At 43.7% G+C, this 19484-nt stretch carries 17 protein-coding genes and 1 tRNA gene; 7 read left to right on the forward strand and 11 right to left on the reverse strand.

The window, feature by feature from the left end:
* Nucleotides 1-86 precede the first annotated feature (86 nt).
* Both R8P61_23960 and R8P61_23965 read left to right on the forward strand, forming a co-directional pair.
* Nucleotides 87-701 carry a TIGR04282 family arsenosugar biosynthesis glycosyltransferase gene (locus R8P61_23960; GenBank protein MDW3650150.1) on the forward strand — a complete coding sequence of 205 codons (615 nt, stop codon included), beginning with the start codon at nt 87-89 and terminating at the stop codon, nt 699-701.
* A gap of 10 nt (nt 702-711) precedes the next feature.
* Nucleotides 712-1566 carry a DUF1444 family protein gene (locus R8P61_23965; protein MDW3650151.1) on the forward strand — a complete coding sequence of 285 codons (855 nt, stop codon included), beginning with the start codon at nt 712-714 and terminating at the stop codon, nt 1564-1566.
* A 3-nt stretch (nt 1567-1569) separates the two neighbouring features.
* Here the strand turns inward: R8P61_23965 and R8P61_23970 are convergent, their stop codons facing one another.
* The 4 genes from R8P61_23970 to R8P61_23985 all read right to left on the reverse strand — a co-directional run bounded on the left by R8P61_23970 (nt 1570) and on the right by R8P61_23985 (nt 6773).
* Nucleotides 1570-3534, reverse strand: a complete 1965-nt coding sequence (locus tag R8P61_23970) for an OmpA family protein (GenBank protein MDW3650152.1) — start codon at nt 3532-3534, stop codon at nt 1570-1572.
* A 182-nt stretch (nt 3535-3716) separates the two neighbouring features.
* Nucleotides 3717-4364: a 7-carboxy-7-deazaguanine synthase QueE gene (locus R8P61_23975; protein MDW3650153.1), complete on the reverse strand. Its 648-nt coding sequence runs from the start codon at nt 4362-4364 to the stop codon at nt 3717-3719.
* Nucleotides 4365-4366: 2 nt separating this feature from the next.
* Nucleotides 4367-5272, reverse strand: a complete 906-nt coding sequence (locus tag R8P61_23980; protein MDW3650154.1) for a bifunctional 5,10-methylenetetrahydrofolate dehydrogenase/5,10-methenyltetrahydrofolate cyclohydrolase — start codon at nt 5270-5272, stop codon at nt 4367-4369.
* Nucleotides 5273-5756: 484 nt separating this feature from the next.
* Nucleotides 5757-6773 carry a potassium channel protein gene (locus R8P61_23985; protein ID MDW3650155.1) on the reverse strand — a complete coding sequence of 339 codons (1017 nt, stop codon included), beginning with the start codon at nt 6771-6773 and terminating at the stop codon, nt 5757-5759.
* 284 nt (nt 6774-7057) lie between these two features.
* Between R8P61_23985 and R8P61_23990 the strand changes: the two genes are divergently transcribed.
* A tRNA-Ala gene (locus R8P61_23990) sits at nt 7058-7131 on the forward strand.
* 113 nt (nt 7132-7244) lie between these two features.
* Complete coding sequence (locus tag R8P61_23995; GenBank protein ID MDW3650156.1) at nt 7245-7847, forward strand: hypothetical protein; 603 nt, start codon at nt 7245-7247, stop codon at nt 7845-7847.
* 128 nt (nt 7848-7975) lie between these two features.
* Here the strand turns inward: R8P61_23995 and R8P61_24000 are convergent, their stop codons facing one another.
* The 6 genes from R8P61_24000 to R8P61_24025 all read right to left on the reverse strand — a co-directional run bounded on the left by R8P61_24000 (nt 7976) and on the right by R8P61_24025 (nt 15755).
* A complete protein-coding gene (locus R8P61_24000; protein MDW3650157.1) occupies nt 7976-9001 on the reverse strand; it encodes a transglutaminase domain-containing protein in 1026 nt (341 codons plus the stop codon).
* A complete protein-coding gene (locus R8P61_24005) occupies nt 8998-9717 on the reverse strand; it encodes a carboxypeptidase-like regulatory domain-containing protein (protein MDW3650158.1) in 720 nt (239 codons plus the stop codon). The genes R8P61_24000 and R8P61_24005 overlap by 4 nt, the downstream gene beginning before the upstream one ends.
* 91 nt (nt 9718-9808) lie before the next feature.
* Nucleotides 9809-11065 (reverse strand): hypothetical protein, encoded by a 1257-nt coding sequence (locus R8P61_24010; protein MDW3650159.1) that lies wholly within the window; start codon nt 11063-11065, stop codon nt 9809-9811.
* Nucleotides 11066-11256: 191 nt separating this feature from the next.
* Nucleotides 11257-12927 carry a T9SS type A sorting domain-containing protein gene (locus tag R8P61_24015; GenBank protein ID MDW3650160.1) on the reverse strand — a complete coding sequence of 557 codons (1671 nt, stop codon included), beginning with the start codon at nt 12925-12927 and terminating at the stop codon, nt 11257-11259.
* Nucleotides 12928-13055: 128 nt separating this feature from the next.
* Nucleotides 13056-14222: a T9SS type A sorting domain-containing protein gene (locus tag R8P61_24020; GenBank protein MDW3650161.1), complete on the reverse strand. Its 1167-nt coding sequence runs from the start codon at nt 14220-14222 to the stop codon at nt 13056-13058.
* Nucleotides 14223-14249: 27 nt separating this feature from the next.
* Nucleotides 14250-15755, reverse strand: coding sequence for an SUMF1/EgtB/PvdO family nonheme iron enzyme (locus tag R8P61_24025; GenBank protein MDW3650162.1), 1506 nt, complete (start codon nt 15753-15755; stop codon nt 14250-14252).
* 386 nt (nt 15756-16141) lie between these two features.
* On the opposite strand from R8P61_24025, the gene R8P61_24030 reads away from it, so the two are divergent.
* Complete coding sequence (locus R8P61_24030) at nt 16142-16792, forward strand: redoxin domain-containing protein (GenBank protein ID MDW3650163.1); 651 nt, start codon at nt 16142-16144, stop codon at nt 16790-16792.
* A complete protein-coding gene (locus tag R8P61_24035; GenBank protein ID MDW3650164.1) occupies nt 16779-17255 on the forward strand; it encodes a hypothetical protein in 477 nt (158 codons plus the stop codon). Before R8P61_24030 ends, R8P61_24035 begins: the two co-directional genes overlap by 14 nt.
* Here R8P61_24035 and R8P61_24040 read toward each other — a convergent pair.
* Nucleotides 17236-17820, reverse strand: a complete 585-nt coding sequence (locus tag R8P61_24040) for an HD family phosphohydrolase (protein ID MDW3650165.1) — start codon at nt 17818-17820, stop codon at nt 17236-17238. The genes R8P61_24035 and R8P61_24040 overlap by 20 nt on opposite strands.
* 146 nt (nt 17821-17966) lie before the next feature.
* On the opposite strand from R8P61_24040, the gene R8P61_24045 reads away from it, so the two are divergent.
* Nucleotides 17967-19466 (forward strand): aminopeptidase P family protein, encoded by a 1500-nt coding sequence (locus R8P61_24045; protein ID MDW3650166.1) that lies wholly within the window; start codon nt 17967-17969, stop codon nt 19464-19466.
* The last annotated feature ends 18 nt before the right edge of the window (nt 19467-19484 follow it).

Genomic DNA, 19484 nt, shown 5'->3' on the forward strand with positions numbered 1-19484 from the left:
CAATTCCTGGCGAATCATCCTGGCCGTTTTATCCTAGCTCATACCTCTTTCCTTTTTTTCCTACCTTTGGGGAATATTTTTCCCATATGAATACTAGTCCCAGGCGACTCCTCCTCATCTTTGTAAAGCATCCCGAGAAAGGAAAATCCAAGACCCGATTGGCCGCAGGAATCGGTCATGATCTGGCCCTGGAAGTGTACCGAAAACTCCTCGCCCATACCCGGGATATCAGCCTGAATTTACAAGCAGATAAAGTAGTTTTTTTCGGAAACCAAATGCCGGAGACAGATCTTTGGTCAGAAGCCGATTATTCTCGCCATCAACAAGTCGGAGTAGATTTAGGCGAAAGAATGTCACATGCTTTTTCATGGGGATTTGACCAGGGATATGAACAGATTTGCATCATTGGGAGTGATTGCGCTACCCTTTCTACCGAAATCCTCGAAAATGCTTATAAGGTCCTGAATGAAAAAGATTTTGTCATTGGGCCAGCTAAAGATGGAGGCTATTACCTCATCGGTATGTCCGACTTTTATCCCAAAGTATTTGAAGATAAAGTTTGGAGTACGGCTGATGTGCGAAAGGAAGCCATTGCTGAGCTGGAAGCTGGAAACAAAAGCTTCGATCTCTTGACAGAACTTTCAGATGTAGACGTAGTCGATGACCTGAGAGGTACTTTTCTGGAATCTTATATCCCTTAGCCTTTTTATCATGAACACACCCAAACTATTCCTGCTTACTATCTTTTTGCTGAGTAGTAGCTGCCTTTTCGCCCAAAAGAAAATGAGCGAGAAAGCCTATACAAAATACTACCTCGAAGTACTCCAGAAAGCTCATCCCAGCGTAAGTTTTGAGCAGGTCGATAAACTGGAAATCATTGGCAAAACGAAAGAAGGAAAAGAAAGTAAGCACTTCCTGGACAATTCTTATTCGGAGTATAAATCCGAGCCAGATAGCCTGGATAGTATTGTAGCTCGATTTGTGGCATCAAGCAAACTTCTCTTTATCGACCAGGAAGGGATCAATCCTGAGAATATTGTTCCCATCATTAAGACCCAGGAATATCTGGACTATGTCCTGGGTTTCTCTCAGGGGCAGGCAAAACGAAAGAGCATCGTGTATGAAACCTACAATGATGATTTATACATCTTTTATGCAGAGGATATGGGGAGCAGCATTTCCTATTTTGGAGAAGAAGCTTTCATAAAGCTGGGGATTTCCCGGGATACGCTTTTGCAATTAGCGGTAAACAATCTAAATCGACTGCTCCCCTCCATCAATCGACAGGGAGCTGAAGGGCGATATATGCTCACGGCGGGAGGAGATTATGAAGTAAGCCTGATTTTGATGTCTTATCTATGGACAGAGGAAAATCTACCCGTAGATGGGGAATATGTGATTGCGATTCCGAATAGAGATCTACTCTTTATCACGGGGAGCAATAATACCGAATTCATAGAAGAACTGAAGAAAATCAGTCAGAACTCCCATGAATCCGCTTCCTATCCCATCAGTCGCCATCTCTATAAATGGGATGGAGAAAGATTTAGGCGAATGCAGGACTAAGTCCTATTCTTTAACCTCTATAATCTTTATCTCTGTACGGCGATTTTGTGCCCGATCCTCATCCGTAATATTCCCGGCAACCGGCTGACTTTCGCCATAACCCTTGGCTTCCAGTCGGTAAGGTTCTATGCCTTGCTCTAAGAGATAGGCTGCCACAGCTTCGGCTCTTCTCTGGCTGAGATCGAGATTGTCTTTTTCCTGTCCGACATCATCCGTATGCCCCTGAATCTCAACAGAAATTTTGGGATTTTGTCTGAGAAACTTCAACAGGAATTTCAGCTCTACTTCAGAAGTTTCTTTCAACTCCCACTTTCCCGTATCAAAAAACAAATTAGGTAGCACGATGCTGATATCTTTTCGCAGCTTTTTCATTTCGATCAGGAGGTCGAAATAGGGAGCTTCCACACTACTTTTGAGGGAGAAATTTTTACTGGTGAACAAGTATCCCGGCGTTTCCACATAGGCCGCATAATCTCTATCGAGAGGCAAGCTCATGAGAAATTTCCCATCCTGTTTACCCGAAAAAACCTGACGAATCGTATCACCAGACTCAACATCAATCAATTGAATGCGAGCGTATAAGGGTTTTTCTGTCAAACTATCCACAACCAGGCCTCTCAAGTAGGTCGCAAGCCTCGGACGCAGTTCAGGAGCCATCTCAAATTCATAAAGATCACTCATTCCCTTACCTCCCTCACGATCCGAATTGATATAGCCTTTCTTCCCACTGGCACTTACGAAAATATTGCTTTCATCTGCAACCGTATTTAAGGGATATCCCATATTTTTTGGCAGGGACCAGGTTTCCGTTTCATCTCTATGGCTGACGAAAAGATCCTGTGCACCAAAACCCGGATGATAATCCGAAGAAAAATACATGGTTTTATCATCGGCATGGATAAAAGGAGAATCTTCATTCCCTGCTGTATTCACAGGCGCTCCCAAATTTTTTGCATCCGTCCATTTCCCATCAACCAGATTACTGTACCAGATATCTCTTCCTCCTTTTCCTCCTACTCGCCCGGAAGCAAAGTAGAGGGTCTTGCCATCATGAGACAGACAAGGCTGAGAATCCCAACTTTCACTGTTTACAGCCGCTCCAAGATTTACCGGACGGGTCCATTTACTTCCCTCTCGACGTGAAAAATAAATATCACAACTTCCCATGCCATTGGGAAGGTTACAGGCCGTAAAAAAGATCATTTTACCGTCCTGGGTAACACTGGCAGCTCCCTCATTTTCAACTGTATTGATGGGGGTTCCCAGGTTTTTTGCTTTCGTCCATTGCCCATCTACTTTTTCACTAAAGAAAAAGTCCTCAGAGTAATCCTGCAAAGAGCGATTGAAGCCGCCTACACTTTGTGGGCGTTTAGAAGTAAAAAGGATATAGCCATCATCCGCGGTCAGGAAGGGCAAATACTCATCCCTGGCCGTATTGATGTTATCTCCCATATTGATTGCCTCAAATTTGACGGGATGATTGATGGCCTCTGCGGCAAAACTGGCATGCCTCAAAGTTCTTTTGGCCTTTCTTTGGTCTATATTTCGGCCCGCTCCAGAATTTAGAAACTCCTGAAGCTTTACCGATGATTTGTCGTACTGCTCATTGAAAAAATAAGCTTCCCCTAAAAAGAAATCGAGGGATTTAAAATCAGCGGGATTGATTTCGTCTACCTTTTCCAGATGATCGAGGGCATCTGCATATTTCTTTTTCACATAGGCATTTACCCCGATCTGGTAGTGAGCATGCGCAAAATTAGGCTCAAGTTGTACGGCCTGTTCAAAGAAATTGATGGCTTCCAGACGGTTGCGCCATTGGGCTTGTTGCAATCCTTCAAGGTAAAGCTTCATGGCCTTTTTAGACTTGATCCCAAAATCTGCAGGTTTGGGTTTTGTCTGACCAAAAGAGGAAGTGGCCGTCATCTGCAGAAAGCAGAAGAGCAGCATTCCCCGGACTATATTTTTCATTACTAATGATTTAATTCTCAAGAATGTGCGGCTTATTCTTTCCAATTAGAAAATTCGGAATGTATTTCCCTTATTTCCATATTTCCTTATTCCGAATCTTACCTACCCGAATTGGGGGATTATCGGGAATTGTCATCGACTTATGTATGAAACGAAAAGAAAAAATGAATGTTGGATATGCCTTAAGGAATATCGATATACTTATGGGTTTGCATGCTCAACTTCCAGCGAGGATGGTCTTTTACATATTGAACAATCTCTGCCGTAAAGCGATCTCTGCGACTCCATTCCGTTTGGAAATAAAGCTCTACATGTTCCGGACAACGGGCCGCATGCATTTCTGCCCAGGCAAAATCAGTGGCATTATATATGATCACCTTGAGCTCATGCGCCTTTTCATAATATTCATCCAGTGGCGGCAGGAATTTTTTCGGGGAAAGGCACAACCAGTCTATTTCTCCACTGGCAGCATGAGGGCCAGCCGTTTCCATATGTACCTTGAGTCCAAGCGCATGCAGGGCATCGCACAATTTTGTAAGGTCGTAGATGCTGGGTTCTCCTCCAGTGATCACAACCCTTTCTGCGCCAGAATCTTTGGCAGTCTGGGCGATCAATTCAACCTCCTGATATTGCTCTTCTGCGGGATCCCAGGATTCTTTTACATCACACCAGTGGCAGCCTACATCACAGCCCGCCAGGCGAATGAAGTAAGCAGGAGTTCCTGTCCAGAATCCTTCTCCCTGCAGGGTGTAGAATTGCTCCATGACCGGCAGGGGATTGGCCTGACGGTAATTCACATTATCCTTTTTCGCTCTTAGTTTCTGCAACATAGCTATTCTACTGCCAATGCGGATACATCGTACTGACGATTGTAAGTATCCAGGGTATTTTTTAACAACATGGCGATGGTCATGGGTCCTACTCCTCCCGGAACAGGGGTGATGAAGCTCGCCTTTTTTGATACATTTTCAAAATCTACATCTCCCTTCAATTTATAACCGGACCTGGTTTTATCAGAAGGGACACGGGTGATTCCTACATCGATAACCACAGCTCCTTCTTTCACCATATCCTCTGTAATCAGGTCAGGTTTGCCTACTGCTACGATGATAATATCTGCCTGCGGACAGATTCTCTTCAAATCTTCTGCTGGTGTATACTTATGACAAAGGGTTACGGTTGCCTCTCCGGGCTTCCCCCCTCTCGACATCATAATAGAAGTAGGCCTGCCTACAATCCGGCTTCTTCCCACTACTACACAATGCTTCCCTTTGGTGTCAATATTATAGCGAGTGAGGAGCTCCAGGATTCCAGAGGGAGTAGCTGGCATCAGGCAAGGGAAATTGAGGGTCATCAGTCCCACATTCACCGGATGAAAACCATCAACGTCCTTATGGGGATGGATAGCCTGCGTGATTTCCTGAGGCGTGATGTGATCGGGCAAAGGCATTTGTACCAAAATCCCATCTACATCAGGATCTTCATTAAAACGCTTTACCTGATTGAGCAGATCTTCCTGATTTATGTTCGCAGGTAATCTTTTCAGGGTCGAACTATAGCCTACAAATTCACAGGCCTGCATCTTATTTTTTACATAGACTTTGGAAGCTGGATTTGCTCCCACCAAAATAGCGACCAGATGCGGAGGACGTTTCCCATCTTCCAACAGTTTATCAACTTCTATTCTGATCTCATTTTTGATCTCCATGGAGATCTTTTTTCCGTCTAGTAACTCCATAAAATAAGGTGCGGGTTTAAGATGCTGCAAAATTAAGAACTTAAGATGGAATTATTAGGGTTCAATCTGATTAAGTTGGGTTTTGGGTAAAATTGAAGGTTAACTTCCTTAACTGTATTATTCTTTTTTGGAGAGGTAGTTTGATCTTTTTTAGGGAGTCGTTTCCATCTTTTTGTAAGGCTTCTTCCATCTTTTTTAGAAAAAGATGGAGTCAAAAATCGCAGCGCCAAGGTAGTGGGAGGGAAAGGTGTTTGGGTATATGCGTGTTAGGGTGTTAGCGATTGTAATTACCTGGTCCCACTTCAACACCAACACGCTAATACTCTAACACGTCAACACTTCCCCTTGCGCGCCGGGGCCAGGCTGCTGCATTGGGTGCGGGGGTCGGATTGCGCGTCGGCTTTGCAGCAGCTTGATTTTTGCTTCTTTTCATCTAAGGAAAAGAAGAAGAAAACTCAATTACAATAAAAGAGAATAAAAGCCATTAATCATCCAAATACTCCTCCTGAAACTTCTCCAATTGATCTTCTGTCCCCATAATGAAGAGGCGATCTCTTTCGGTGAGTTTTTCCTGCACATTAGGATTGAGGGTGATCCCTTGATAGCCGCGCTTATAGCCCAGTACCAATACCCCTGTTTTGGAGCGAATATTCAGTTCTGCCAGACTTTTCCCGATCATTTCACTATAGCCTTCACAAAGGATGTCTTTCAAGTGTAAAGATGAATTTCCCTGACCTGAGATCAGTTCGATAAATTCGACCAGGGCAGGGCGAGTGAGGACGTTGGCCATTTTCTGTCCGCCGATAAGGTTAGGGACAATTACATGATTGGCACCGGCTCTGCGAAGTTTGGGGATGACATGTTCGTAATTGGCTCGAGCCACAATATTCAAACTGGGTTTCATTCCTCGAGCCGTAAGAGTTATATACACATTGTCAGCATCCGAAGAAAGCGAGCTGATGATGCCTTTGGCGGTATGGATATTGGCCCGTTCGAGTACCTCTTCCAGGGTCGCATCTCCGTTGACAACCAGAATTTCTTGATTCTCCCGGATGAATTGTTCGATGACGTCTTCATCCTTTTCCACCACTACAAAATTTTGCTCCTGTTCCAGCAGTTCCTTCACTGCTTCCCGGCCATTTCTTCCCAGACCGCAAACGATGATATGATCTTTGAGTTCCTTCACTTTTCTGCTGTATTGATATCTGTTCAGGATTTGCCGCATTTCCCCCTCCACAATGAAGGTAGTCAGGGTTCCTACTGCATAAATAAAAGTACCTGCGCTAATCACGATCAGGAAGACAGAGAAAGTCTTACCAGCCATACTGGGCTCTGTTTCCCATCCATATCCCACCGTACTCATGGTTGTGATGGTCATATAGATGGCGTCTCCCCAGCTCAGATTCTCAATACTGGCAAAGCCGATGGTCCCAATAACTGAGATCATCAGCAAGAGACCGATTGCAAAGAGAATCCTTCGAATGGAATAGCGCAACTCCATGGCAAAAAGGTAAGAGAAATTGCCGAAAGAATCTAATCCAGGTTTTCCTTATAAAAACAAAAGAGAATGATTTAAAATGTATTTCCCCCTTTTTTAGAAAAAGAGGGGAGTCAAAAATCGCAGAGCCCAAAGCCAGCCACAGATGCCGCCCCTTTTCCCGATGGGCTCTGCAGGGCCAAACCGCTGGCAAAGGGATTAATTTTTTATAGGAAAGCCCAGGAATCTAATCGAAGTATTTTGATATGTCAGGAAGAATCTGCTACCTTTGCAAGACCTCAAAATATGGGGCATTAGCTCAGTTGGCTAGAGCGCGTGACTGGCAGTCACGAGGTCGGCGGTTCGACTCCGCCATGCTCCACGAAAAAATCCCAAAGTTTCGGCTTTGGGATTTTGTTGTTTGAATATGTTCTTCCTTGAAATCTTTTCTCAGATTCCCTAGCTTCGTGTACGATTATCTAAACCATAAACACAATGAATTCCTTTCTAAGCGTCAGCTTCTCTTTTCTGCTTATCAGCCTTAGTTTCCAACTATCTCTGGCCCAAAAGAACAAATGGGTCGAGGGAAAAATCATTACAAAATCCAATGAGATCATCGACGGATGTGTCAAACGTCCCAACCTCAAACCCAGAGAGCAAGTAGAAATCAAGGCTGATTGCGGCAAAAAGAAAAACCTGTATTTCTCCAAGGATATAGATATGTATACCTATGCAGGACTTACCTATCGAAGTGTTTTCATTCCGCATAAATTCAAGCCTTACTTGCTAGTTGAATTTCAGATAAAGGATAATGGTTTTCATTACTTCCTTTTGGCCCTTACAGAAGGGAAATACGACCTCTACGAATTTGACTTGAAACAGAACCAGTCTAAGGGAGAGTATATCCTTCGGGATTCAAACAATAGACTCATTACGCTAAATCAAAAGAAACTGAATAAAAATTCGAAGAAAGAACTAAAGGAACTCCGGATGTTCTTCCAGGAAGATTCGGAAATGCTAAGCTTTCTCGATCAGACAAATCTAGACTTTGATCGTTTTCTTGCAAAACTCGAAAGTTTGAATAAGGAGAAATCCTAATTGCCATACTCCTGCAAAAATTGTCCTTTTAGGTATATACAGCTATAGGTCAATTATAATCTGAGAAGGAAAAGCTAATCCTTAAATTGAAAAGAGAAGACTTGAGCTTGCTTCAAGAATACTGAAAGTCAATGTAAACGAGCTTTCCCCATCTTCACCACATACGTAGCAATATAAAGTTCTCCCAACTTGATGTGGACATCATGATTCACTCGCTTTTTAAAGGGATAAGTCAATTCCAATAAGCCTGTTTCCATCATCCGAATTTCAGGTTTTACGCTTAACACATTGTTCGGCCCGGAAGCGATTTCCAAACGAATCTTGTCCAAATCCAAATTACTGGGACCACTTAAGACAAAGCGCAGCAGTTCATCTTTTGCCAACTTTACCTTCATTTGTTTGGGTTCAATCGGAATCAATTGCTGTTTATAGGTATGCTTGTATATCAAAGGAGCATCTAAAAATTCCTGAAAGGAAGGTGCTTCCTCCATCAGAATCCAATCAGGATCCAGGGGATAATGACTCCTGACGAATACAGCCGGATCAGCTAAAAAATAGCCGTCATTGTATTCCTGAATAAACTTGTATGAAGGAATCAAAGTATGCCCACTGGACCAGGTAGGGTCACATAGATACCATTTGCCATTGAGTTGAACGGCATTCCAGGAATGATTGGGAATGCTGGCTTCGCCTACATTGGAAACTACGGTTCGGCCGTATCCATCTACGATCACACATTCTATCCCAGCGAAATAAGATAATTCCTTCATCAGGTAGGCATAACCCGTACAGACCGTCTTCTTTGATTTCAAAAGCTTATTAAAAACCTCCACTTGAAATTCAGCATTCCATTGGGACAGGGCCTGCTCATCATCTTGATATTTCTCCCGCATCTTCCGATTCTTCACAAAACTTCCATGGTCGCTTGTGATGTTACTACAGACCCAGGTGTAAATGGCCCGAAATTTCTCTACCTCTGAATCCAAATCTCGAGTGAGATTATGAGCGAGTAAGGGAAGCATTTCCAGACGTTCCCCATCATAAAGCTCCGCTATGCTATCCGCCTTCTGAAAATCAATGTTTCCAAAATCTGATAACTGAGCATGAGTTATCGAATGAACAAAAAGTAAGCAGATAATTGCTAGATGCTTCATTTGAAAAGTCCACTTAGTTTCTGCCAGATCGTCTTTTTGGAGGAATAGATTTGAGCCACGGCAACTTCTCCCATGATAGCCAGGTGATCCATCTCCATTTTGACGTCCAGAACATACTCCTGAATATCTGATTGATTCTTCTTGATGTTGTATTCTTCTCTTTCATAACCGACGTATGAAAATATAAGGACATCAGTTTTACTCACGCCCTCCAGAATGAATTTTCCATCTACATCTGTAAAAACTCCATTGGTAGTTCCCTTAACTAAGACACTAGCTCCTGGCATGGGTTCATCGCTCTCATCTACAACCACACCCCTTACCCGAAAAGTATCCGAGGTTTTCGTGGGTCTTTGGACCTTAGCCATCTCTAAATAAGTTAGGTCAATTGCCTGTGGAACATTATTCGATTGGGCATGGGTATTTGTTATGGGGAAAAAGGTGAACAAAGAAATGCCCAGAAGACTTGCGCCTATCCATCCGGGACTCCATCTGCTATGAGATTCTGTGATTGATGGATAGGATTTTAGTTGAGATGGGGTAAAGTAACCACAAGTTTTGCCTTGCTTTTCTTTAAAATATCGAAGGACCTCAGCATCCGTCATAGAGGTGAAGTCAATCACTTCTTTCTGGCAATTTTGGCAGAAACCTCCGGCTTTGGTAGGTTCAAACTTATCAAAGGATTCGCTACAGGGAGTATGGATAGATAGTTTCATAGTTTATGTGTTTTCCTAAAGGACCAGTTCTCCATGCATTTTCCATAAAGATTCCCACAAAACCCTATCTTAAGGAATAGCTATCTCGCGCCTAATCTTCCCTATATTCCTTCAGAAAATCTTCCTTTGACATCCGAACTCCTCTGGGCGCATAATCTCCCATATAAAAGGGAGCTTCCGTCTCGGCAAAATCCTTCATACCTTCTTTGATCGGAGGAACAGCATCAATTTGTGCCTCAAAATCCGGCTTAGCCAGCATATGTCGAAATAGAATCAAAGCTTCTTTCCAGGGCATGTTCCATTCGAGAAAATTGTAGCCCAAAGCTTCACATCGCTTTTCCAATTCGAGATCAGCTGAAGCCAGAACGATGTGCACAATGCCCGCACTATCGACCAGTGCATCCTCGTCTTTCAGGGCATTGAAATTATAAGAAGCGGCATTGCCTAAATTGAAGGACCAGTATCGAACTTCTGTTTGATTGATGTTTTCCGGTCCGGTGGTGTAACTGGGAGATTTGAAGCGAAAGAGATAGACCTCATCCTCCTGCTTTGTGATTCCTGCCAGCAAATAGCGATTATCATTATTCTCTATGAAGCCTTTGCTGTCAATGGCATGGAAAGGCAAAGCCGTAAGGGATTGCTCTTTCCCCAAACTTTCCAGAGAAGCTTCACTCTCCGTCTCATACAGCAGACTCAAGCGCTTGACCATTTTCGGCAAACTGAAATTTCGGACAATCATCCGGAGATTCAGCGCACGGGGAAGATTACTATTTTCAAAAGTCATTTCTCCTTCCTCCTCTTCAATCGTAAATGCTTCTACCGTCGGCAATTCAACTCCTCCCTGATCATCCACATTATAGTCGTACATCCGAATCACCATCGTCAGCAATTTCACATCATCCCTAAAGCTCAACATATTGGACAGTTCCTTGCCTTTGTAATGCTCAGGTACAATGTATACCGTATAGTCAGCACCCGTTTCTACACTGTCCTTATTTGCCACAAAGGGATTGGGGTTTCCCGAATCTGTTCCAATCTGATAATCCACCAAAGAACCCTGAGTGGCATTATCTCCCAGACTATAGACATTGAAACTGAAATAACGAGCATCAGGAAATTTTCCTTTAATCTTAAAACCAAGGTCTTGATTCGTTCGGGCGAGGGTATAGGTAAAATAATTGGCGTATTGATCCGGCAGGATGCCCACCGTTGTGTCTCGACCGATGTAGGATTCCCAAACGCTATTGTCCGGCTCCGAACTCCCCGAGTTCAGGTAGCTGATCAATCCAACATAAAGCAAGCCCAAAAAGAGGATCAGGCCCAGTAGTAGTTTTCCAAATTTTTTCATCTGATGATATGCTTATCACCATGCTTGCGAGTGTAATCACTCAATATAGGGGAATTAAGCCTACCGCCGCAAGCCCGTTTCCCTTCAAAAGTAGGGGCAGCTCATGAGCTGCCCCTACTTTTATGAATAAATCATTTGGCCTTGCGCGCGCATTCCCCTCCTGAGGGGAATGGCGACTGCGCGAAGGGGTTTTAATTCAGCACCACTTTCCTCGCAAAGCGAAATTCTTCTCCTTCAAAAGTGATGAGATAAAGTCCGGGACTCATGCCTAAGTCCTGAGCATTAACTTGAATCCGTTCTTCCTGACCGGCGAACATAGTTCTACGAGCTACTTCTCCCAACTTCCTTCCCTGCAAATCAGATACAGATACCCTTACTTCTCCACTGATTTTTGGGCTAAAGTCTATGTGTAGGTTTTGATGGAAGGGGTTAGGGTAAAGTTTGAGTTCCTCAACGACTAGCTCTTCTTCTAGATTTGTTGTCATGCCTCCAAAGGTGATGTCAACAGGCACGAAAAATTCTCCCAAATCCATCGATTGATCTCCATTGGTCACTTTAAAGCGAATGTGATCGACCTTTACATCTCCTCCATTGATGGTGAAGAAATGATTGGCAGGACTAGCACCTGTTCCATAAAGCGGGGAACCCGAGGCTCCGTATCCAGGACTCAGCGCAGCATTGGTGAATGGTCTGGGGAATACCCGAATGTCTGCGCCTGTATTGTTCTCGATATCAAAGCTAACGTTCACGCGCTCTCCATTTTCCATACGCACAGGGCTTTGAGGACAAAGTTTGAGATTTTCGATGCTTACTTCTCCGAAAAAGTAGGTCACCGGGTAAAGGATTTCCAGATATTCTTCACTTTGATCCGGACTCACTGCTTTGAAGCGAATGTGGTCCACGTATTTATTTCCACTACCAATGCTAAAATTACAGGAAAGGGAACCTGAGCCCGTATTCACGCCGGAACCACAAGCCGAATAACCTGGAGTCAAGCCATCGAGGGACCAGGGACGAGGAAAGATACGTGCACCTGCCGTTTCAGTCGTTTCAAATGAATATTGGATTGTCCTGTTCTCTCCATTTGGAGAAAGGAGATCACCCATGGCAGTAACATTAAAAATTTTTACCGTAGAGAAGTAAAGGTTTACCGGAATAAAAAACTGATCCAATTGTGTAGATTGATCGTCATTTAGTACGGTAACTCTGAGGGAGTCTACCCGCACATTTTTGCCAGAATTAATGGTAAAATTCACGGTTTGACTTCCGGTACCGCTAAAGCTTGGAGAACCCGAAGCTCCGTATCCGGCAGTCAAGGCTCCATCAGTAAATGGGCGAATAAAAATTCGATTACCTCCCGCATGATTGGCATTATAATCAAAGGTAATTTCAAATTGTTCTCCCAAAAGCAGACTGGATACTTTAGGGTCATGGGAATAGGAAAAATGGTTGACCCCACTTTCACCAAAATGATATTCAACCGGAATCCACATTTCTCGAAGGATCGTGCTTTGATCCGCATTGGTTACGCGTATCCGAATTTCATCTACGATCTGCTCAGTGGAATTGATGGTAAAGGTCCCATCGTCTGTACCGTTTCCACTGTACAAAGGCGACCCACTAGCAGCATATCCACTAGCCAAAGCCCCTCCACTAAAAGGACGAGCAAAAATTCGGGCACCGCTTGCTTCTGTGACTTCGTAATCAAATTCGATTTTTACCTGTTCGCCGAAAGCGAAGCTGGCGACTCTGTTGTCTGGGATGAGTCTAATCCCACAAATGTCGGCTTGCGCCTGTAAGTTGTTTGTGTTTGTTAATAGGAGGAAATAGAGGAGGAGAGAGAAGGTTAATGTTTGTTTCATGATATGTTTTAAATTATGTGACCCTTAGGCGAGATTATGTTACCATCGCCGGAATATTTTCCGCTTGCCTAAGCGAAAAAATAGAACAGGAGCAATCTGAGATGCTCAGAATTGCTCCTGCTTTTTAACTACCTAATTATGATTAATTTGCTAAGCTGCTCGTTTCGAGAGCTTACCCGTACCTGATAGCTTCCTTCCGGAAGGCGTCTATTCAGATCAATCCCTGCTTCGAGAACCGGGGCATCACTTTGCCAATCATTCTCCCAAATCTTTCGGCCCTGCATATCGATGATTTCCAGATGAAAGCTTTCTCTTGCTTCTATACCAGAGAGCTTGAAATTGATATATTCTCCTGAATTTGGATTGGGGTAAAGTAAAAGTCTCCAGGCGGAAGGCGCTTCAAAATTCACCTCTACAATCTGTGAATAGGTAAAGGCTCCATCAAAATCTGTGGACTTCAATCGGTAGAAAGATGTACCGTCCAGAGGTTCTTCGTCTTTCGTTTCATAGGTTTGGATATCAGCTGTCGTACCCGCTCCGGCTACTTCATAGAGGCCTTCAAATAAGGCGGCATCTATGCTCCTTTCGACCGTAAAGAAATCATTGTTGAGTTCTGATTCGGTTACCCATTGCACTACAACATATTCGTTTTCCGGAAAGGCTTCGAAGGAAAGTAGAGTTACGGGGAAAGGAATGGCACTGCCTAAATAATCTGCTTTATCATTTCCGTCCCCATTGCCTCCGCTATAAAGTGCTGCCAGGTCTATCCCGGCTATAGAACTTTGAACGAAGGCCAAATCCTGTCCATCTCCATTTCCTCCAGCATACAGCATATCCAGCATGATTCCAGATAAAAAACTCTGGGTGCTGAAGAAATCCTGACCATCTCCGGAACCTCCCGAATATAAAGCCGATGAAGATTGATTATTGAGAAATAATTGTGTCCTCATCATATCCTGCCCATCTCCGTTTCCTCCGGCATACAAATTTGCCAAATCCGTTCCATCCAGATAAGCATTGATCGAAGTCCGATCCTGCCCATCTCCATATCCCCCGGAATACAATTGGCTACTCACTGCTCCATTGAGCCAGGATTGCGTATTGGCCCTATCCTGGCCGTCACCCGTCCCGCCACTGTAAAGAATATTTGTTCCAAGGGACTGACCTTGCAAATCAATCTGTATAGCTGAAGCCCGATCATTGCCGTCTCCTTCTCCTCCTTCATACTGGCCATATGAATAAGGATACCATAGCAACATAAGGAGGACGAGAGTCCCATGCGTTAACTTATGCATAATTATGCTTATTGATCCTTAGGTGAATTAGGGAGCCGAACGAACTGCTCTGAAACCTACCCGATTATTGACAATATTTGATGCAGTAGCAGCATCATCCCGATCTGAAACACGAGCGAAACTAGAACCAACAAGGTATCCGCCCCCCCGATATCCAATAGAGCCTGTATATGCTGGCCAGCCTGTTACATTATGTTCCCCACTTACTGTTAAGTTACCATCTCCATGCAAAGCTGTATAGACTCTCCCTGCAGGACTTCCAACAGTTACTGCACGTTCATAGACATTGCCACTCATTTCCATGATTCCATAATAAGTGCCTCCTGATTCTTCACGGCTTTTATTTATAGCACTCGCAGCAAATATCCCACAACGCACAGGCCCTCCAATGCTTCCAGCTGTAGTGCTATACATAGCATTTCCAATCAAGCTACCCGGATCAGCAATTCCTTCTGCAGGAGTTCCGTCATTTGAAAGGCTATAGTTGGATGCAGGTGAATAAATATCAGCACTGCCCCAGGCAAATTCATCCGGAACGGCTAGCTGTGTACCGCGACAAGCTTTTTCAAATTCCAGTTCGGTCATCAAGCGAAGTCCCGACCAATCGAGATAGGCAAGAACATCCTGATTACTGACATAATTCAGGGCTCTGTCTGGAGAGCTGCTTGTAGCACTTCCGCTGGTATAGGAAATCGTATTTCTGGCTACCTCAGTATCTGAATTTTTATGATTGGAGTTGGTAATATCCCGATCCGTCTTTTGGCTTGTTGTCAAGGTATTAAAGAAGTCGACATATTGTCCCTGGCTCACCTCATATTTCATACAATAAAAGGCATTGAATCCCTTGGGGAAAGCAGCGGGAATAGGTCCCAATTGATCTCCCGATCCTATCACTGAGCTGTAGTATAGATTTCCAATAGTATTGGAAACATTAATCGCGTTTTCTGAACTAACCGTATAGGGTACAGCCAAAATCCCATTTCGGAATTTTCCGGCACTTGTACTCCCGGCTCCATCTCCCAGCCGGAAACTTCCTTGAGGAATATAAACCATCTCAATGGCAAATACCTGTATATCTACCAACTGTCCGTCGGCTACTCCATCGCTTCCATAATTCCACAATAAGCGTAAATCGGAATAACTCACATCTCCACTTCCATCAGCATCTCGGTAAATAAAAGCTCCTCTGCCATCAGAGGGAGTTGTAATGACACTTCCAGCTGCTTCCAAATGTCCGTCATTGGCAGCAATTCCATCTACAAAGTTTAAACTTGCGTGTTGCCAATCACCACCACTAGGACGAAACTTCACAAAGACCCAGGCCGCATCCCAATTGGATGGACCCACACTAATTCGCCAGGAATTTTCCCAAGCGAGATCAAATTGAACTTGTACGGTTTGGTCTGTGGTGTTCTGCCCGGTGAGGCTGACATTCGATACTTCTACATTGTTTGCGTGTAGGGAAGAGGTAAAAAAGAGCAATAGTAAGCAGCTAAGGGCATAGTATGCCCTGTGAGCAATGTTTCTTTTCATGTTTTACAGGTTTATTTCTAAGTATTGTTGGGATGAGGCATTGCGCTATTTGCCTCCTTCGAAACCGGCTTCGATTAGACTAACGGATGAGAAAAGATTTTTACAGCAGCTTCTGAAAAACAATCCTGCTTTTTGCGTCCTGGAGATGAAAGGGCTATGGGCGCGGGCTTTGGTTTAGCCCTTCAGATTCTTTATTCCTGAGCAAAAAAAAGGATCTGTAGCTTTCCAAAATTTGCAAAGAATTCCCCAAGCACTCATTTACTCCTACCAACTACTCATTTAGCCGAAGGAATTATAAAGGTCTTTTGCACCTTGAGATCAACAAACAAACACACAGTCATATAGCTCCTAACACAAGCTACATTCACATAGCAAACACAGATAATATGCAAACGAAAGCAGAAAATTTCATCCTCGACATGCAACCGATCTCGGTTTATATTTATCTACTCCTGTGCAGCCTCGCTTGTATAAGCATGGCATGCTCAACAGCAGAATCCGCGAATAATACAAACACAGTTCAATCACGTTCAATCGAAGAAGCCCATGAAATCGTTCCTGAAAACCAATATAATCTGGGAGAAAAAGCTCCTGAATTTACACTTACAGATCTCGACGGATCCACAAAACGTCTCTCAGACTACGCAGGAAAATTCCTCGTCATCCACTTCGCCACTACCTGGTGTCCCTTTTGCAATGCGGAAGCCCCTACCCTTGAGAAGATCTCTCAGCAATACAAGGATCAGGATGTAGAAGTACTAATCATTGATGTAAAAGAAGACAAAAAGCTCGTACAGGAAAAACTTCAGAATAGATTCAATTTCAGCTTCCCCATCTTGTTGGATGCTGAAGGTAAAGTAGCCGCTTCTTATGCGCCTGAAGGAGTTTTGCCAGACCTGACAAGAGATGAAGTTGTACTTGCTTCAAACTTGCTCATTGATCCCGAAGGAAAGATTCAATTCTATTCCTTGCTGGACTCCAAGGACTTTGATGCTGAATTGGTGGCCCTTCAAGAAAGGCTTCATGAACTCTTATAAAATATTCCTCCTGCTCTTGCTCCCTTTACAGGGATGGGGGCAGGAAAATTTTTTGCGTTTTCTCCCGGAAGAAAGTAAGATTATACGTACAGCAGATTGTCAGAGTATGCGTCTGAGTTTTCTGATAGAACAGGGATTTTACATACAGGCCAATGAGGTCTTGAATGAAAATTTTATCCCCACACAAATACAGCTAGAAAACAGACTTCCTATTGAGGTAGAGAAAGTGCTCTTTCCCAAAGCAGCTATCATCTTGCTCGGAGGTATAGAAAGGACAGCTGTTTTCCAGGGAAAAATAGAAGTCTGGATAGAATTTGAGTCTAATTCCTTCTCATCCATACCCATTGAGCAGCTGAAAGGCTCCATTCTATACCAGGCCTGTAATAAGCAAAAGTGCTTCTTTCCCAGACAACTTGCCTTCGAACTACAGCCCCTAAAAGGCCCTAAAGTGTTAATGCCCTAAGAAGCACTGCTTCATATACTTCAATCTCCGGGATTTCCAGGCCTACTGTTTTGGCCTGGTCATCCCATTTTCTGAGTTGAATGGCTTCTTGAAAATGAGGATGTGCCTCAAAATTCTTTTGCTCGCTTTCATCCATATCTCCCCCTTGCAGTCTGAAACTCTTCTGGGAAGCCGAGGAAAGCCCTTCAAAATATTGCTTATCCGTCGTACAGATATAGCGTTTGGCTTCTACATGCAAGCGAATAGGTTCCGTAACCGAGGCAGGAAAGAATTCGGCAAGAAAACTCGCACCCAGATTTTCATGAAAATCATCCTTTTCCGTAGGATTGATATCACCTTCCATATCTTCAGCCAACATATGCCCCATGTCATGTAGTAGGGCCGCACTCAACATGAAATGATTGGCATTTTGGCGGGAGGCCAGGGCTGCACTCTGAAGCGCATGCTGATATTGGCTTACATCCTCTTCATAATGGGCCTGGCCCTTTTCTTTCATGTACTGAAACAAGAGAGAGATTCTAGCCTGAGGATGGGCTTCATGCAAGTCTTGACGTAGAATTTTCATTATATATAGCAATTTAAAGTTAGGATCAGCTCAAGCTTTCTTTCTCTTCCAATTTCTCATTATAATCGCTCATTTGCAGCAAATGGAACATGATTTTTCCTAATTTTAAACTTTGTTAAAATCAGCGATAACCAAAATCACATACAATGAAAAAAATCTTAATCAGCTGCCTGATCTTCTTCAGCCTTGGAATGGTCCAGGAAATTTATGCGCAAAGTCCCAGTCATCCTGATGATTTTCTGAGTTCTGATTTTCATAAAGAACGTAGGGAGGCAGTACGAGAAAGATTGCCCAAGAACTCGGTGGCAGTGTTTTTCTCCAATCCCGTCAGAAACCGGGCCAATGATGTTGATTACATTTTTCATCAAGATCCCAATTTCTACTATCTGACAGGCCATCGGGAACCACACTCTATGTTGCTGGTATTTTCAGAAGAACAAAAAGAAGGGAATAAGAACTATGACGAAATCATCTTTGTACGTAAAAACAATGCCCTGATGGAAATGTGGGAAGGCGCAAGATTAGGTAAAGATGGAGCCAAGGACAAACTGGCATTTGAGACCGTTTTTTCAGGAGAAGAATTTGAGGATTTCGATCTGGAATGGGGGAAGTTTGATAAAATTCTTTTCTATGATTTCCAGGATGATGTGAGGGATACAAGAGAAAAAGGAGATCTCTATGACTTGATTATTCAATTCAAGGATAAAGTAAATTATTTTGGGAATAAACTCAGTACGGAAGAAGTGCCTCAGCCCCAAAAGCAAAACCTGGACACCCGAAGCCTGGACCAGATCATGGTCAAGCTGAGAGGGATAAAAACGGCGGACGAAATGGAGCTCTTAAGAAAAGCCGTTAAGATATCTGCTCTGGGACAGGTAGAAGTCATGAAAGCCATGGAACCCGGTATGTCAGAACTTGAAGTGCAGGGTATGCACGAATTCGTCTACAAAAAATACCGGGCAGAATATGAAGGTTATCCGAGTATCGTGGGAGCCGGACATAATGGCTGTGTCTTACACTACATCGAAAACTACAAACCAGAAATTGAAGACGGAGAACTCATCCTCATGGATTTGGGTGCAGAATACCACGGTTATACAGCTGATGTTACCCGTACCCTTCCTGTAAATGGGAAATTCACGACCGAGCAAAAGGCCATATATGACCTCGTATATGAAGCTCAGGAAGCAGCCATTGAGGTCTGCAAAGAAGGAACCAATTTCAGCGACCTTTTCCTCACAACGGCCAATGTTATCAACGAAGGCCTGGTAGAACTCGGAGTGATGAAAAGCACCAGCCGCAAAGACATGATCAATCCCCAAACCGGAGCACATTTATATTATCCCCATGGATGTTGTCATCACATCGGACTAGATGTACATGACAAAGGAGAATATGATGTTTTGAAGTCAGGCATGGTTATTACCATAGAGCCGGGCATCTACATTCCGAAAGGAAGTCCTACCGACGAAAAATGGTGGAACATCCCGGTTCGCATAGAAGATGATTTCCTTATCACTACTGAGGGTTGTGAAATCCTTTCCGGCGACGCCCCCAGAAAAAGCGCAGAAGTAGAAGCTATGATGGCTCAACCCAGTCCATTTAATGCTATTGTACTTCCAGACCTGGATGGGAAGGATGAATAAATTAGTACATTTGGGATC

Source organism: Bacteroidia bacterium, assembly GCA_033391075.1.
Classification (GTDB): domain Bacteria; phylum Bacteroidota; class Bacteroidia; order J057; family J057; genus JAWPMV01.